Source organism: Acinetobacter sp. T63, assembly GCF_053852345.1.
Window position 1 is genome coordinate 231281 of record NZ_CM132659.1, and the last position, 17271, is coordinate 248551.

Here is a 17271-nt window from a genome sequence, read left to right on the forward strand (position 1 = left end):
TTATATTTTCAACATTCGGGTAAACTATCGCTAGTTTTATTCCCTCGTTTTCTGGAAGCATTAATTTGATTATTCGGCGTTATCTGGTCAAGCAAGTTGTGTCGACATCCTTGGTTGTTATTGCCTTATTGACCTTGATCATGATGGGTGGCCGGCTGATCAAGTATTTTGGCGTCGCCGCACAGGGGCGTCTGGATGCGGGGATTCTGTTTAGCATTATTGGCTACCGTCTGCCGGAATTTTTAACCCTGATTTTGCCACTGGGCTTTTTTATTGGCCTGATGCTGGTGTTTGGCCGGCTTTATGTCGATCATGAAATGGCAGTGTTAAATGGCAGCGGTGTCAGTCGTAACCAACTGGCACGTTTATTAGTCCCGATGACGGTGGTATTTCTGGCGGTGCAGGCCATGCTGATGGTTTGGGCAGCACCGTGGGGGATTCGCCAGTTTGAAGAATTGACCACCAATCAGGCGGTCCGTACCGGTTTCGATCTGGTGCGGCCAAAAGAGTTTATTTCTTCGGGGCCATATACCATTTATGCCGGCGACCTGTCAGAAGACCGGCGTAATCTGAAAGATATTTTCTTCTACCAGCGTGCTGACCGTCCGGGCAAACCGGATATCATGATTCTGGCCAAAGAGGCGACCCGGATTGAACTGTCCAATGATCCGGCCAATGTGGTCGATCTGGTCGAAGGGCGCCGTTATGAAATTTATCCGGATCGTCCGCAGTATTCTCAGGCTGAATTTGCCAGCTATCGTTTGCGTCTGGAAAGTGATCAAGAAGCCAAATTCCAGAGCACCGAAGTGGAAGCCCTGCCAATCGGGCAATTGTGGGATAACCGTCAGGACCCGGTGGTGGCCAGTGAGCTGGGCTGGCGCATCTTCGTACCGTTTTCAATTCTGGTGGCGCTGCTGCTGGCGGTGGCTTTATCAGAAGTCAGTCCGCGTCAGGGACGTTATTTAAAACTGTTTCCGGCCCTGCTGATTTTTGCCAGCCTGATTGTGGCGCTAATGGCGGTCAAAACCCGGATCAGTAAAGAAGAAATGGGTATCTGGGCCTATCCGCTGGTGCTGATGGTCTATGCCATTGCGGCGGCGCTGTTCTCGCGTAAACAGAAACTGGCACCCAAAATCAAGAAACAGATTCAGCGAGTGAGGTCTTAATATGTTCGCACGTCGTATAGTGGCCAAGCATGTGACCAAAACGACCGCACTGGCGATGTTGGGGGCAACCGCGGTGTTGTCCGGCTTACAGGTATTATTTACCTATCTGGGTGAACTCGGTTCCCTAAAAGAAGGCTATGGCGCGCTGGATGCCTTATGGCATGTGCTCTGGGGTGCGCCCGGTTATCTGTATGAAATTCTCCCGATTGCCGCATTAATTGGCGCGGTGCTGGGCCTGGGCACGCTGGCTTCAAACAGTGAGTTGATTGTGATGCGTGCCGCTGGTATCAGCCTGTGGCGGATTGTCGGCTGGGTGGTGCGTTCGGCGCTTATTCTGGTGGTGCTGTCTTTTGCCTTAAGTGAATGGGTGATTCCCTATACCAACGAGCGCGCAGAAAGCGTCAAGAAATATCGCAGCGTGGCTGAACTCGGTGAAGTCAAAGGCTACTGGACCCGCGAAGGGCAGCGCTTTATTTATATTGACTATGCCAACTCGCAGGGCACACTGAAGAATATTCAGGTCATCGACTTCGATGATAACTTCCGCTTACGCGGTACCTTAAATGCCGAACAGGGCCAGTTTGTCGAAGATGGCGCCTGGTCACTGCAAAACAGCCGCCAAATGGACATTCTGCCAGAGGGCAATGCTATTGCTGATCAGCAGGCCAAGCAGCCTTTATCGCTGGCCTTGCAACCAAAATATGTACACATGGTCACCATCGACCCGGAAGATTTATCACCCAGTCAGCTGGTCAGCTTCATGAGCTATATGCATGAGTACAGTCAGGTGCCGAAAAGCTATCAGTTGGCTTTCTGGCAAAAAGTTGGTTCTCCATTTGCCCTGATTGCGCTGGTGCTGATTGCCTGTTCCTTTATTTTTGGACCGCTGCGCCAGCAGTCGATGGGTTTCCGTCTGGTGATTGCCTTGTTTGTCGGCCTGGGCTTCTTCTATTTACAGGATTTCCTCGGTTATGCCAGCCTGATTTATGCGCCATCTCCGGCCTGGTTTGTGTTTATTCCGATTATTCTGATGTTTGTGGTGGGTGGTTATCTGCTGCAACGTGCCCGATAAGCCGGCAATTGAACAAAACGATAGTGTGGCGCGGTTGAAACCATCAGCCGTGCATGGTGTCCGAACTGAAAATTCGGTAAGATATGCGATTAATTTGTAGACTAAAAGAGTGTGAACTATGACGGATGCAACTGCAGGCAAAATCCCTCACGTACTGGTCATTATGGATGGTATTGGGCATCGTGAAGCTGTTGAGGACAATGCGTTCCTGGCGGCACAACGTCCAAATTTGACCGCTATGCAGGAAAAGCATCCGCATGGGTTGATTTCAGGTTCAGGTGAAGATGTGGGCCTGCCAGATGGTCAAATGGGTAACTCCGAAGTGGGCCATATGAACCTAGGTGCCGGCCGTGTGCTATATCAGGACTTTACCCGCATTACCAAAGATATCCGTACCGGTGCTTTCTTTGAACATGAAGTGCTGGTCGATGCAGTCGAGAAAGCCAAAGCTGCGGGTGGTGCCGTGCACTTAATGGGCCTGCTGTCGGAAGGTGGCGTGCACTCACATGAAGACCATATTGTGGCAATGGCGGAGCTGGCGCTGAAACGTGGTGCAACTGTTTATTTACACGCATTTCTGGATGGCCGTGATACTCCGCCAAAAAGTGCGCAGCCCTCTTTGCAAAAACTGGATGCCCTGTTTGCCCAATATCCAGGCCAAGGCCGGATTGCCAGCATGATCGGCCGTTATTTTGCCATGGACCGCGACAACCGTTGGGACCGTGTAGAACAGGCTTATCGTCTGTTAACAGAAGGTGAAGCAGTCCGTACTGCAGCAACCGCCGTAGCTGGTCTGGACGCAGCTTATGCAGCCGATGAAAGCGATGAATTTGTTAAAGCTACCCGTATTGGTGAGGTTGCGGCAATTCAGGATGGCGACAGCGTGGTGTTCATGAACTTCCGTGCAGACCGTGCCCGTGAACTGACCAAAGCCTTTGTGGAAACCGACTTTGCCGGTTTTGAGCGTAAAGTGGTGCCGCAGCTGGCCAAGTTTGTGATGCTGACCCGTTATCAGGCCACCATTGATGCACCTGTGGCTTATATGCCAGAAGCACTGAAAAACTCGCTCGGTGAATATCTGTCAGACCTGGGTAAAACCCAGCTGCGTATTGCCGAAACCGAAAAATATGCACACGTGACCTTCTTCTTTAGTGGCGGCCGTGAAGATGAATATCCGGGCGAAAAGCGCATTCTGATTCCATCACCAAATGTAGCAACTTATGATCTCAAGCCAGAAATGAGCGCGTATGAAGTGACAGATGAGCTGGTGGCAGCGATCAATTCAGGTGAATATGACTTGTTGGTGGTCAACTATGCCAATGGCGATATGGTGGGTCATACCGGTGTGTTTGATGCAGCGGTGAAAGCGGTAGAAGCAGTGGATACCTGTCTGGGCCGTGTGTATGAAGCTGTAATGGCCAAGCAGGGTCATATGCTGATTACTGCCGACCATGGTAATGTCGAGCAGATGCAGGACTATGACAGTGGTCAGGTCCATACCCAGCATACTACCGAGCTGGTGCCGTTTATTTATGCCGGCCCGACCCAGGCGGTGATTGCAGAGGGTGGTGTTCTAGCCGATGTGGCACCGACTTTACTGAGTCTGATGCAACTGCCAATTCCTGCAGAAATGCAAGGGCGTAATTTAATTACCCTGACTCCATAAACTGCCAACAGATAGGTGAAAGGATGGTTCCACACTGGAAACGCATGCTTGTTGCAACAACATTGATGATGTGTGTGAACCTGCCTGTCTGGGCGGCAGAAGATCAAGATCCGCTTGCACTGGAAGAAACTACCGAGCAGGACTATGTTGAAGTGCCGGTCGAATCGATCCAGCAGTTTGTCAAAATTTATGGGCTGGTCAAAGCCAATTATGTCACGGAAAAAAGTGACGAAGCTTTGTTTGCTCAAGCCATTCAAGGTCTGGTTTCCGGACTGGACCAGTATTCGCGTTATCTGAATGCCGAAGATTACCGTGCCTTGGTGCAATATACCGAAGGCGATCTGGCCTCGGTCGATTTTAATTTACGTTACGATGCCCAGCAGCATCAATGGCAGATTCATAATTTAAGACCCGATGCCGACTCGGCCAAACAAGGCCTGCGTAATGGTATTTCGGTTTTTAAAATCGACAATCAGGAACTGCAAAAGCTCAATCAGGATCAGGTCAATGCCTTGTTGATGGGCGCGGTTGGCTCCAATATCACCTTGCAACTGACCGCAAGCGCGCAGCCGATTCGTCTGGTACGCAACAGAAAAGTCGAAACCGATATTCAGGCGCAGATGCTGAGTAATCAGGTACTACTGATTAAAGTCAAAGTCTTCCAGCAAGATACTGCCAATGAAATCAAGGAACTGATCGAACAGTACAGCACACCACGGCTAAAGGCGGTACTGTTTGACCTGCGCAATAACCCGGGCGGTTTGCTGTCCTCGGCAGTCGAATCGGCCGATCTGTTCTTGAATCAGGGCGTGATTGTTTCTACCAAAAGCCGCGCTGAAGGCGACCAGCAATTTCAGGCTTTACCGAGTTTTGAATTCCAGAATCTAAAGGTCGGTGTGCTGATTAACCAGCGTTCGGCCTCAGCTGCAGAAGTGTTTACTGCCGCCTTAAAAGATCATGGCCGTGCCTGGGTGATTGGTGAAAAAAGTTATGGCAAAGGGGTGGTACAGAAGCTGTTTCCGCTGTCAGATGGCACCGCCTTACAAATGACGGTTTCTCACTATTACACCCCGCAAGGCAAAATGATTGAAGGGGTCGGGATTGAACCGAACCAGCGCTATGCACTGCAACAGGATATGAAAGAAGACAATTATCTGGACCATGTTGCAGAGCTGCTGTTAAGTCATAAATAGGCGCAGGGTTCGCACCTTATTCATCGGTATCCAGTCCGAATTTCTTCAGCCGATAACGCAGGGAACGAAACGACATCCCCAGTTTTTTCGCAGCCAGGGTCCGGTTCCAATGGGTCAGATTCAGTGCATTCAGCAAAATCTCTTTTTCGATTTTCTCCAGAAACAGCTCCAGTCCTTCTTCCGGCAGTTTACGCGGAGCAGCGGGCAGGGCATCAGCTGTAACCGGTGTTGCCGGGTCAGCTTCTGGCTCGGCCAGCGGTGCCATTTTGCGTAAGGGTGCGGTCTGCAGATGTGGCAGATCAATCACATCATCATCACTCAAGGTCATGGCGCGTTCAATGATATTGCGTAGCTCACGCACATTACCCGGATAATACTGTTCCAGCAAAAACTGCTGGGCACGTTCTGACAGGGTTTTGCTGTGTATATCCCATTCCTGGGCAATTTTCTGAATAAAATGCTGGGCCAGCAATAAAATATCCTGACCACGCTCACGTAGCGGTGGCAACACAATATCCATCACATGAATCCGGAAGAACAGATCCTGACGGAACCGGCCTTGCTGGACTAACGCTTCCAGGTCCTGATGGCTGGCACTAATAATCCGGAAATCAACATCAATTTCCGTATCGGAACCGACCGGACGAATCCGTTTTTCCTGCACCGCGCGCAGCAGTTTTACCTGCATATTGAGCGGCAGTTCGGCAATTTCATCCAGAAACAGGCTACCGCCGTGTGCTGACTGAATCAGGCCCTGTTTGTCCTGCGCTGCACCGGTAAAGCTGCCTTTTTTATGGCCGAAGAATTCGCTTTCCATCAAATCGCCCGGAATCGCGCCACAGTTGATGGCAATAAAAGGCCCGTCACTGCGGTTGCTGAGGCGATGCACCAGATTGGCCACCACTTCTTTCCCGGTGCCTGATTCACCGCTAATAAACACCGGTGCCTGCGAGCGGGCAATTTTTTTCAGGGTGGTGCGTAGTTGCTGAATTGGCAGAGATTGCCCGATCAGCATCCGCTGTTCCAGCTGGTCCGCTTCCTGGCTATGTGCTTTAAACAGCGGCTGATTCAGTGCTTTTTCCAGCAATTGTTCGAGGTGTTTCTGGTTAATCGGTTTGCTGACAAAATCAAAGGCTCCGGCTTTGAGCGCGGCAATGGCAATTTCCATATTGCCATAGGCCGTCAGCACCGCAACCGGCAGCTGCGGAAAATGCTGGGCAATCAGCTCGACCAGCTGCAGGCCATTGCCATCAGGTAAATTCAGATCGGTGATGCAGGCATCATAGTGATGACTGGACAGCAACTGCCGTGCCTGCTCCAGCCGGTGTGCCACGTGTGTTTGAATCCCCATGCGCGCCAATGTCATTTGCATGAGCGTGCATAAATCTTCCTCGTCATCGACGAAGAGAACGAGTGGTTGTTCCACTAAACTTCCCCAAAAAACTATTTATTTACGTCAACAGGTGAGCATTCAATCCTGAAACATGCTCCTTGTTTTTGTTCTACATAGCGCAGCTTGGCCCGATTGGCTTCGCAGAAACTATGTGATAAGTATAATCCTAAACCAGTTCCGCTAATTTCGGTACTAAAAAATGGTTGAAACAGGTAGCGAATATCATGTGAAGCCACGCCGCTGCCATAATCTTTGACATCCATATAGACCGTGTCCTGCTGGCGATAAAGTTGCAGTTCAATCGGATGATCCGGCGCATTGTGGCGCTGGGCATTACGGATCAGGTTAATCAGCACCTGACGCAGCTGGGATTCATCAAACAGAATCTGCAGAGGTTCGGGCTGGCTGACCTGAATCTGGCTGGCCAGATCGGCCAGATCATCCTGGATCAGCTGCGGAATAAAACGCGCCAGATCAATCTGCACCGGTGTGGTTTCCTTATTTTTCACCATGCTCAGGGTGTCATCAATGATCTTGTCAATGCGCTGCGACTGCTTGTCAATCATCTGGCTCAGCATCTGCTGCTGATCGGTATCGCTGCCAGCCAGCAGGCGATTGGCCTGGACAATGGCCGCCAGCGGATTACGGATTTCATGGGCAATACTGGCCGAAAGCTGGCCCAGTGCTGCCAGTTTCAGTTGCTGCACACGCTGGTTAATTTGCCGTGCATCCTGCAGCACCAGCAAGGTTAAGGTCTGCTGCGGCACCACCAGCTTTTGTACCTGAATCTGGATCAGGAAATGACTCAGCTGTGATTCAAACTGGAATTTTTCGCCGTTAGAGAGCTGGTCAAATTGCAATAATTGAAACAGGTCGGGTTGCACTTTATACAGCGGATATTTGTCAAAAGCATACAGTGGATTGATGCCGAGCAAATGGCAGGCGGCCGGATTACTGACCATAATATGGCAGTTTTCATCCAGCACCAGATAACCCATATCGGTCTGTTCCAGAATATAGCGGTTAATATTCTTCAGCCGGTTCAGTTCCAGTGACTGGGAAAAGTTCAGGTGTTCCAGAATCTGGAAACGGCGGACGGCAATCTGGCCAAAACGGTAAATAATAAAAAACAGGAACGAGAGCAGGGCACTTTGCCCGATGCGATCCAGAGAGGAAAAATCCAGTAATGTGCCAACAAAATGCTGATAGGTGACACAAATCATTGCCACCAGGGTAATGAACAGCGCCTTGCTTTTTTCCAGCAATAACGTCGCGGCGAAAATCGCAATCACAAACAGCAGGCTTAAATGCAGGCTCGGTCCATCCAGCGCAAAGGTCAGGCTGCTGAGCACCAGTACATCAACACTGAAAATCAGCGTGAGTTGTAGCGGAATCCTGTGCCGGACATAGCGAAAATACAGCAGCTGGGCACAGCTAAAAATAAAATACAGCACCAGACTGGCGGCATACAGCCGTGGATGCTGATAATCATGATTGAGAGTTTGAGTGGTGAGTAAATAAATCAGCAGCAAACAGAAGGCAATTATCAGCCGATACGCCCCGTACCATAGCCCGAGATGGTACTGGTTCAGTTCAGCTTGCGTACGGCGGATATCCATGAGGCATAAACCGCTTAAGGTTTAATTAATCCGTAGCGAATGGCCAGATGGGTCAGTTTGACATCACTGTCGATATTCAGTTTTTCAAAAATACGGTAGCGATAGGTGTTTACGGTTTTCACGCTGACGAACAGCTTGTCAGCAATTTCCTGCGCGCTAATACAGTTCACCACCATCATTGCCACCTGCATTTCACGTTCCGACAGGCTGTCGAACGGTGATTGCTGGGTGTCTGACAGGTAGGAACTGGCCAGTTGCTCGGCAATATCGGCACTAAAATATTTACCGCCCTGCATGACTTTTTTAATGGCACGCACCATTTCCGAGACAGGTGCACCTTTGGTGATATAGCCTTTGGCGCCGGCTTTGAGCAATAAAGAGGGATAGGGTTCTTCGGCCAGACCACTGACCGCCAATACCTTGGTTTCCGGGGCAGTCTGTAATAAACGGCGCGTGGTTTCCACCCCGCCAATGCCCGGCATGTTCACGTCAAGCAGGACCACATTGGGATGATGCTGGCGCACCAGATTAATGGCTTCTTCCCCAGATTCAGCTTGTCCAATGACCTGAACATCGGTGTGGTCTTCGAGCATACGGCAGATGCCGGTACGAACCAATTCATGATCATCTACCACTAAAACTGTGATCACCTAGACTCTCCCTCTCACTAAAATCATCTTTTTTGTTACATATAGCAAAATTAGCTTGCAATCAACCGACAAAATTGGCCATCCTATTCTTAACCTAAAGTGAAAAATTCTGCACAATGTCGGAGGCTAAAATTGGTTCCGTGCTGTGTTGTAAATGTAAGGCATATTTGAGGTAATACGCAAATGTATCTTACCTCCCTGAGTTGAGTAAGCAATAGTGAAAAATTCTAAGAAGTTATTAATGCATGTGCTGGGAGCATCGGTTCTGCTCGGCATGAGTTCAGTCAGTACTGCTGAAATCGTCATGAACCCTTCCTCGGGGAGTAACGCCCAGGCAACGCTAAGCTGGTCATCTGAAGAGGCCAATCAGCTGCTGAATGGCGATGTGATGACCACCGCCACGACTTCTGTGACCGAGCAGGTGGTGGAACCGTCACCACAAGGCTCAACCAAAATTACCACCACGGTACGCAGTTCCAGCACACCGGCGCCCGCCAGCACGGTCAGTAGAACCAGCCCGATTCTGGATACTGCATCCTATAGCAACCAGCCCACTGTGAACGCACGTGCCGCACTGGTGATGGATGCCAATACCGGTGAAGTGCTGTACAGTAAAAATACCAATACCGCGTTGCCGATTGCTTCAATTACCAAAGTGATGACTGCGGTAGTGACGGCGGATGCGCGTTTAAATATGTCTGAGCAAATTACCTTGCAGCAGATTGATTTTGCCGGTGCAGCAGGCAAGAACTCGAGTTCGACCCTGCGTGTGGGCGACAAGATGAACCGTGCTGAAGCCTTATTATTTGCCTTAATGAAATCAGAAAACCCGGCCGCAGCAGCGCTGGCGCGTACCTATCCAGGTGGACGCAGCGCGTTCGTGGCTGCCATGAACAACAAAGCGCGTGAGCTGGGCATGCATTCGACCCGCTTTACCGAATCGACCGGTTTGGACCCACGCAATGTATCATCGGCGCGTGATTTAGGTATTCTGGTCAGTACCGCGTCACAATATGGCCTGATTCGCCAGTTTTCGACCACGCCAAGCTATGACTTTAACCTAGGTTATCGGGTGCTGAAATCGAACAATACCAATTCGCTGGTGCGTAATGGTGGCTGGAATATTAACCTGTCTAAAACCGGCTTTATTAATGAAGCAGGGCGTTGTCTGGTGATGCACACCACTTTAAATTCACGTCCGGCGGTGGTGATTATTTTAGGGGCCAGCAATACCCAGGCGCGTAATAACGATGCCACCCGTTTAATGTCCTGGACCAGCCAGTTACCAAAACGGATTTAAGCTGAACTGTTCTGTGCGAAATCGTGCAGAACTTAAAACCTCAGCCATAAAAAAAATCCCTGCATGAGCAGGGATTTTTGTTTCAAACTGGAATTATTGATCCATGTTTGAAAGGATAGAATCACGAACCTGATCCATGGTAGCGTCAATCGACAGCATCACCGCATCCTGGCACTGTTTCATTGCAGTGTCTGGGTCTTTCAGACCGTTACCAGTAACAGTACATACAATTACTGAACCTTCTGCAATTTTACCGGCTTTAATGTCACGCATCGCGCCGCCAATGGATGCTGCAGATGCAGGCTCAACAAACACGCCTTCGTACATGGACAGCATGCGCTGAGCTTCCAGAATTTCTGCATCGGTCAGTTCATCGAACCAGCCTTGTGAATCACGAACTACAGCTTTGGCATGGTTCCAGCTTTGCGGGTTACCAATACGGATTGCAGTGGCTACAGTTTCCGGGTTTTCAACTGGCGCACCACGTAAGAATGGCGCAGCGCCAGAGGCTTGATAACCGACCATAACTGGTAAACCTTCCGGTTTTGGACCAGTAAAGGCATCCGTTGCCGCATCATACACCACTTGTTCAAACTGGTCTGCAGGCTGGTTAGCCACAGCTTCGGTATAACCCATCCAGTGTGCAGTAATATTGCCCGCGTTACCAACTGGCAGGCAGTGGTAGTCTGGGGCACGGCCGAGTTCATCCACGATTTCGTAGGCAATGGTCTTTTGACCTTGCAGACGGTACGGGTTGATCGAGTTTACGATGGTTACAGGAGCCTGATCGGCCACTTCTTTCACCAGACGCATACCATCGTCAAAGTTACCGCGAATCTGCATGGTGATGGCACCGTACATCATGGCCTGTGCCATTTTACCCATGGCAATTTTGCCTTCAGGAATTAAGACAAACGCTTTGATACCAGCACGCGCTGCATAGGCTGCTGCCGCTGCAGAAGTGTTACCGGTGGAGGCACAGATAATGGCTTTTGAACCTTCTTCAACCGCTTTGGTTACGGCCATGGTCATACCACGGTCTTTAAATGAACCTGTCGGGTTTAAGCCTTCATACTTCACATAAATTTCAACGTTCTTGCCAATAATACGTGGAATGTTCTCAAGCTTGATTAGCGGGGTATTCCCTTCACCGAGAGAGATTGCACGTGTAGTTGCAGACACTGGTAAACGGTCACGATAACGGTCAACTAAACCAGTATAACGATTGGCATTCGACATGATGATGTTCCAATTGTGTGTAGAGCTTGGCAAGGGGAAATATTCCCCTTGACCCGATTAATTATCAAGCGATTCTAAACGAATTCGTACAATTTCGCCATGAATCACAGGCAAAGCTTGAATTTGTTGTAACGCTTCATCCATTTTTGATTCCTGAACTGGGTCAGTCAGAATCACGATAGGAATAAGGTCTTTTAAGCGAGATTGCTGCATGATGGCATCAATACTGATACCGGCACGGCTTAAAATGGTGGTGACATCGGCCAGTACACCGGTCTGGTCTTCGGCATTAATGCGAATATAGTAACCCGTGGTCATCTGTTCACGGCTTAAAATTGGCAAGTCGGTTAAGGCTTCGAAGGCCAGTTGCGGAATTGTCCCTGCACCATCTTCGGTATAGGAGATGTCACGGACAATATCGACCACGTCAGCAACCACTGCTGAAGCGGTTGGGCCTGCACCGGCACCGGCGCCATAATACAGGGTTGGACCGACTGCATTGGCCTGCACCAGCACTGCATTTTTTACGCCATTCACATTGGCAATCAGTTCTTCTTCAGGAATCAGGGTTGGATGCACACGCAGTTCAATACCGGCATCGGTACGGCGTGCAATCCCTAAATGCTTGATGCGGAAACCTAAATCTTCGGCATATTTGACATCTTGCGCGGTAATTTTGCTAATGCCTTCGGTATACACCTTGTCAAATTGCAGCGGAATACCAAATGCACATGAGGCCAGAATGGTCAGCTTGTGTGCTGCATCAATACCTTCAACGTCGAAGGTTGGATCGGCTTCGGCATAACCCAGCTCTTGCGCTTCTTTCAGCACATCGGCAAAGGCACGGCCTTTTTCACGCATTTCGCTTAAGATGAAGTTACCGGTACCGTTAATGATACCCGCCAGCCATTCAATCTTGTTCGCGGCCAGACCTTCACGAATCACCTTGATGATTGGAATACCACCAGCTACCGCAGCTTCATAAGCGATCTGAACGGCATGATCATCCGCGGCTTTAAACAGTTCGTTGCCGTGTTCAGCCAGCAAGGCCTTGTTTGCGGTGACAATATGTTTGCCGTGTTTCATCGCTTCCATAATGACTTCATATGCAGGATGAATCCCACCCATGACTTCAACCACGACATCTACATCCGGTTGACGCACGATATCCAGCAGATCCGAGCTTTGTTTGACCGTTTCTGGCAGGTTCAGGTCTGGACGCGGACGACGGGTGCCGACATAGGTAATTTCAATTTCACGACCGGTGCGACGTTTAATCTCAGCAGCATTTTCTTTTAATAGTTTAAGGGCACCACCACCCACAGTACCAAGACCGAGGATTGCCAGACGAACTGGTTTCACGTCACACTCCATATTTAATCAATTTTAAGCGAGCTTAGATCATAGCTAAAAAAAGCTGAAGACTCTAGCGTAGAAATCACTTTCTCTTGATCTATAAAAAACAGTAATTTAACCCATTAAAATTAGTTATTTAAACGCTTCAGCAATTCGCTTGGCGACAGATAACCACCAAGGTAAACCCCGTCTGCACTATAGATTGCCGGTGTACCGTTCACCCCAATATTCAGACCCAGCTGATAGTGTTCACGTACTGGCGTTTTGCAGCTCGCGGCAGGCAGTTCAGCACCGGCAATGGCCTGATCAAAAGCCGCATGGCGGTCTTGGCTACACCAGACGCTTTCCATGGCCGGAATAAACTGTTCACCACGTGGCCAGGCAATATAGCGCACTTCAATGCCTTTGCTGTTCAGCTCATCCATATGTTCATGCAGCTTGTGGCAGTATGGACAGCTGACATCGGTAAACACATAAGTGACGTGTTTGGTTTCGCCCTTGGCTTTATAGATCAGCAGATCCTGCTCTTTCAGGCTGGCAAAAATCTGTTTATTGGTGCCGGCTTGCAGGCTCTCACCGACGTTATGTAGCTGTTTGTCGCCTAAACGGATCACATCACCCTGGAAAATGTATTTGCCATCGCTGGTGGCATAGACCGCAGACATGCCTTCCAGGCTGACCCAGTACAGATTGGGAACTTCCGTGGTTTTAACTTCCGTGATTTTGGCCTGAATGCCAGCAGTTTTAAAATGCTGTTCCAGGGTTTTGACCAGACGCTGCTGGGCATTACGTTCAGAAAGGGTAGAGGCTTCCCCGGTTGCCGGTGCACTGGCCGTAAGCGTGGTTTGTTTTTTCTCATCATTATTGCTCGAGCATGCCGTCAGGCCCAGGCCTGCAGCAAGTGTCATGGCCATTACAATTTTCGCGCGGGTAAATGTCATTGCTAACCCTTTTCTTATCGATATAAAAACAAGGAGGCTAGCATAACAAAAAAAAATGACCGATCGAAAACTTCTTGGTCGTATTTCGGCAGTGCGGTTAAGCGCGAGGATGATGGGTCGCGTGCAGCTGCTGCATGCGAATCTGCGCGACATGGGTATAAATTTGTGTGGTCGACAGGTCGCTATGCCCCAGCAGCATTTGCACCACGCGCAGGTCCGCGCCATGATTGAGCAGATGCGTGGCAAAGGCATGGCGTAAGGTATGCGGCGATAATTCGGCCTGAATCCCGGCCTGTAGTGCATAGCGTTTAATCGCATACCAGAAGTTCTGCCGGCTCATGATGCCGCCATGCTGGGTCAGAAATAAATAATCGGTGCTGGTTTTATATAGCTGCGGCCGCGCCTCTTGCAGATAGTGTTCTACCCATTCACAGGCGACCTGGCCTAAAGGCACCAGACGTTCTTTATTGCCTTTGCCGACAATGCGCAAATAACCCTGTTTCAGGTTAATCAGCTCCAGACGTAAATTCAGCAATTCAGACACCCGTAACCCACAGGCATACAGCACTTCAAACATGGCCCGGTCACGCAGGCCCAGCGCTGTATTGACATCCGGTGCCTGAATTAGCGCTTCAACATCGGCTTCGGACAGATCTTTGGGCAAGGCCCGGCCCAGTTTTGGGGTTTTATGTGCGGCGACCGGATTGTCGGCGCGCAGTTTCTGTTCACGCAGAAATTTATAAAAAGCCCTTAAGGCCGATAGGCAGCGGGCAATCGAACGTGGGCTTTTTTGCTGTTTGGTCAATTCAATCAGGACATCGGAAATATCATCATGACTCCAGTCCAGCATCGAACTGGGCACGCAGGCACTGCATAACATTAAGTCGGACAGATAGGCATTGCGGGTATGTGGACTGACGGTTTGTGCTACCAGATGATCGCGAAAGCCCTGCAAATAGCTTAAATGTTCCGGAATGGTGACAGGTGCAGGAATGCGGGGCTTTTTATTGAGCATGTGGATCACTTTAATTTAAGAATTCGATCAAGATCATTGGAATTCTCCAATGTAGAGTAATTTTTCCGGGCTGTCGATGTGATATAAGAACGGAAACGTAATCAATCCTTATTTGTTAATTATTCTCATTTGTTTGTATACTATTTAAAAGAGCTTAGGAATTTCACAGTGCGTTTATCAGAGTTAAAGGTAAAGCAGACGGCCATTATCCGCCAGATTATCCGGCAGGATGAGGGGGGCGAGTCACACAATGACTTGGTGGCCAGCCGTCTGGAAACATTGGGGTTTGTGCCGGGCACGCGCGTTCAGGTCATTACCAAAGGTGTTTTTGGCGGGGATCCGATTCTGATTCAGGTCGGTTTTACCCGTTTTGCCTTACGCAAAAATGAAGCAGAGAAAATTGAAATTGAAGATGGAGTCACTACATGAGTGATGCCTTACGTATTGCCCTTGTAGGGAATCCTAACTGCGGTAAAACCTCATTATTCAACCATTTAACTGGTACACGCCAGAAAGTTGCCAACTATGCTGGCGTAACGGTCGAACGTAAAGTCGGTCATTTTAATTTACCTTCAGGCAAGCCGGTACGGGTGCTGGATTTACCTGGCACTTATAGCTTGAATGCTGCCAGCCCGGATGAAGCCATTACCCGTGATGTGGTACAGGGCAAACTGGCAGAAGAAGGCCAGCAGGATGCTTTCCTGTGTGTGGTTGATGCCACCAATCTGAAGCTGCATCTGGGTCTGGTACTGGAAATGATTGAACTGGGTCGTCCAATGTTGCTGGTGCTGAACATGATGGACGAAGCGCGTCGTCGTGGCATGCAGATCAACACCCAGAAACTGTCTGAGCGCCTCGGTGTGCCGGTGGTAGAAACCGTGGCCGTGCGCCGTTCCGGGATTGAAAACCTGATGAATGCGCTGGATCAGGGTAAATATGCGCTGCCACATACCGAATTGACCGGTCTGAAAGGCGATGCCCATCAGAAGGTCGAAACCCTGCTGAATGATGTGGTGCAATACGTCGATCAGGAAGATAAACGTTCCGATTTCCTCGATAAGGTGTTCCTGCATCCGGTGCTGGGTCTGGTCAGTCTGGCGGTCATGATGTTTATCATTTTCCAGGCGGTCTTTGCCTGGGCAGCCCCATTTATGGACGGGATTGAAACCTTCTTTGGCTGGCTGGGTGAAGTAATTGGTGGCAGTATTGCCCATCCTTTACTGAACAGTCTGGTGGTGGACGGGATTATTGCCGGCGCCGGTGGTGTGGTGGTGTTCCTGCCGCAAATTCTGATTCTGTTCTTCTTTATTCTGATGCTGGAAGAATCCGGTTATTTACCGCGCGCTGCATTCTTGCTGGATAAACTGATGTTTAAAGCCGGTTTAAGTGGCCGTGCCTTTATTCCGTTACTGTCCAGCTTTGCCTGCGCGATTCCGGGGATTATGGCAACGCGCAGTATTAGCGACCCGCGTGACCGTTTAACCACTATTTTTGTGGCACCGCTGATGACCTGTTCCGCACGTTTACCTGTGTATGCGCTGTTAATTGCTGCCTTTATTCCGGAACAAACGGTATGGGGCCTGTTTAACCTGCAGGGTCTGGTGCTGTTTGCGCTGTATATGGCTGGTATTTTAAGTGCGCTGGGCGTGTCTTTTGTGCTGAAGTTTTTCCAGAAAGACAAATCCGATCACATGCTGTTGATGGAACTGCCAAGTTACCGTTTCCCGGACATCAAAAACGTCTGGATTGGGTTGCTGGATCGCGCCCGAATCTTCCTGAAACGGGTTGGTGGCATCATCTTTGCCCTGTCGATTCTGCTCTGGTTCCTGTGTACCTTCCCGCAGCCGCCAGAAGGCGCGACCATGCCGGCGATTGATTATACCTTTGCCGGGATGCTGGGCCATATCATGCAGCCAATTTTTGCCCCACTGGGCTTTAACTGGCAGATCTGTATTGCCTTGATTCCAGCAATGGCAGCCCGTGAAGTGGTGGTGGCAGCACTGGGTACCATTTACGCCCTGTCAGGGGATGAAGATGCCATGGCCGATGGTCTGGCCAGCATCATCAGCAGCGGTGGTGACTTGGGCTGGTCATTGGCGACCGGTTTATCGCTACTGGTCTGGTTTATTTATGCGCCGCACTGTCTGGCGACGCTGGCCACGGTACGCCGTGAAACGGCATCGTGGAAAACAGTGGGCTTTATGACCGTGTATCTGTTTGGTCTGGCCTATTTGATGTCATTCCTGACCTATCAGATTGCATCCAACCTGTTGGCTTAAGCCGAAACAAAAAAAGGAGACTGAAATGATTGAAGTATTGATTGTGGCGGTATTGGTGATGTGGAGCACGCTGGTGGTCTTCAAAAAGGTATTCCCGAAGACTTCAAATTCAGTCTTTCTGAAGTTGTCGGATGCCTGTACGGCAAAAGGCTGGCACACGCTGGGCAAATGGTTCAGACCGAAAATGGCTGCCGGTTGTGGCGGTGGCTGTGATTGTCCGGTGTCGGAGCAGGCCAGCAAGAAAACTGAAGTACAAGGGGTCAAGTGGAAGTAAGCCCTTGAGCATCAAAAAAGCCGTCATCTCTATGACGGCTTTTTTACGCACTGACACAAAATTTTTTCCAGAAACTGCAAACAGAAAAAGCATTCAAAACCCCAAAGT

15 protein-coding genes are annotated in these 17271 nt (G+C 49.8%); 8 read left to right on the plus strand and 7 right to left on the minus strand.

Annotation, left to right across the window (positions count from 1 at the left end):
- Positions 1–65: 65 nt before the first annotated feature.
- The 4 genes from lptF to ACVLR6_RS01100 all read left to right on the plus strand — a co-directional run bounded on the left by lptF (position 66) and on the right by ACVLR6_RS01100 (position 5097).
- Positions 66–1166, plus strand: coding sequence for an LPS export ABC transporter permease LptF (lptF, locus tag ACVLR6_RS01085; RefSeq protein WP_005181567.1), 1101 nt, complete (start codon positions 66–68; stop codon positions 1164–1166).
- A gap of 1 nt (position 1167) precedes the next feature.
- Positions 1168–2238: an LPS export ABC transporter permease LptG gene (lptG, locus tag ACVLR6_RS01090; protein ID WP_455995671.1), complete on the plus strand. Its 1071-nt coding sequence runs from the start codon at positions 1168–1170 to the stop codon at positions 2236–2238.
- Positions 2239–2356: 118 nt separating this feature from the next.
- Positions 2357–3904: a 2,3-bisphosphoglycerate-independent phosphoglycerate mutase gene (gene gpmI / locus ACVLR6_RS01095; protein ID WP_005181570.1), complete on the plus strand. Its 1548-nt coding sequence runs from the start codon at positions 2357–2359 to the stop codon at positions 3902–3904.
- A gap of 23 nt (positions 3905–3927) precedes the next feature.
- The gene (locus ACVLR6_RS01100; protein WP_005181572.1) at positions 3928–5097 is read left to right on the plus strand and encodes a S41 family peptidase; all 1170 of its coding nucleotides are present in this window, start codon (positions 3928–3930) and stop codon (positions 5095–5097) included.
- 16 nt (positions 5098–5113) lie between these two features.
- Here ACVLR6_RS01100 and ACVLR6_RS01105 read toward each other — a convergent pair whose 3' ends face one another.
- From ACVLR6_RS01105 to gacA, 3 genes are all read right to left on the minus strand, one after another.
- Positions 5114–6469: a sigma-54-dependent transcriptional regulator gene (locus ACVLR6_RS01105; RefSeq protein ID WP_171526345.1), complete on the minus strand. Its 1356-nt coding sequence runs from the start codon at positions 6467–6469 to the stop codon at positions 5114–5116.
- A gap of 71 nt (positions 6470–6540) precedes the next feature.
- Entirely contained in the window at positions 6541–8109 is a 1569-nt protein-coding gene (locus ACVLR6_RS01110; RefSeq protein ID WP_104489117.1) for a sensor histidine kinase, read from the minus strand.
- A 14-nt stretch (positions 8110–8123) separates the two neighbouring features.
- Complete coding sequence (gacA, locus tag ACVLR6_RS01115; protein ID WP_005181577.1) at positions 8124–8759, minus strand: response regulator transcription factor GacA; 636 nt, start codon at positions 8757–8759, stop codon at positions 8124–8126.
- Between the two features lie 217 nt (positions 8760–8976).
- Between gacA and ACVLR6_RS01120 the strand changes: the two genes are divergently transcribed.
- Positions 8977–10059 carry a serine hydrolase gene (locus tag ACVLR6_RS01120; protein ID WP_127799456.1) on the plus strand — a complete coding sequence of 361 codons (1083 nt, stop codon included), beginning with the start codon at positions 8977–8979 and terminating at the stop codon, positions 10057–10059.
- Positions 10060–10152: 93 nt separating this feature from the next.
- On the opposite strand, the gene thrC is transcribed toward ACVLR6_RS01120, so the two are convergent.
- The 4 genes from thrC to xerD all read right to left on the minus strand — a co-directional run bounded on the left by thrC (position 10153) and on the right by xerD (position 14610).
- Positions 10153–11298, minus strand: coding sequence for a threonine synthase (gene thrC / locus ACVLR6_RS01125; RefSeq protein WP_005181581.1), 1146 nt, complete (start codon positions 11296–11298; stop codon positions 10153–10155).
- Positions 11299–11355: 57 nt separating this feature from the next.
- A complete protein-coding gene (locus ACVLR6_RS01130; protein WP_016659702.1) occupies positions 11356–12660 on the minus strand; it encodes a homoserine dehydrogenase in 1305 nt (434 codons plus the stop codon).
- 122 nt (positions 12661–12782) lie between these two features.
- On the minus strand, positions 12783–13595 hold the full coding sequence (locus tag ACVLR6_RS01135) for a thioredoxin fold domain-containing protein (RefSeq protein ID WP_455995673.1): 813 nt from the start codon (positions 13593–13595) through the stop codon (positions 12783–12785).
- A gap of 97 nt (positions 13596–13692) precedes the next feature.
- Positions 13693–14610, minus strand: coding sequence for a site-specific tyrosine recombinase XerD (gene xerD / locus ACVLR6_RS01140; RefSeq protein WP_005181586.1), 918 nt, complete (start codon positions 14608–14610; stop codon positions 13693–13695).
- 168 nt (positions 14611–14778) lie between these two features.
- Here xerD and ACVLR6_RS01145 point away from each other — a divergent pair, with 168 nt between their 5' ends.
- Genes ACVLR6_RS01145 through ACVLR6_RS01155 form a run of 3 tightly spaced genes read left to right on the plus strand, consistent with a single transcriptional unit; the run spans position 14779 to position 17163 of the window.
- Positions 14779–15039, plus strand: a complete 261-nt coding sequence (locus ACVLR6_RS01145) for a FeoA family protein (RefSeq protein ID WP_005181588.1) — start codon at positions 14779–14781, stop codon at positions 15037–15039.
- Positions 15036–16889, plus strand: coding sequence for a ferrous iron transporter B (feoB, locus tag ACVLR6_RS01150; protein WP_005181591.1), 1854 nt, complete (start codon positions 15036–15038; stop codon positions 16887–16889). The genes ACVLR6_RS01145 and feoB overlap by 4 nt, the downstream gene beginning before the upstream one ends.
- 25 nt (positions 16890–16914) lie before the next feature.
- Positions 16915–17163 carry a DUF6587 family protein gene (locus ACVLR6_RS01155; protein WP_016659699.1) on the plus strand — a complete coding sequence of 83 codons (249 nt, stop codon included), beginning with the start codon at positions 16915–16917 and terminating at the stop codon, positions 17161–17163.
- The last annotated feature ends 108 nt before the right edge of the window (positions 17164–17271 follow it).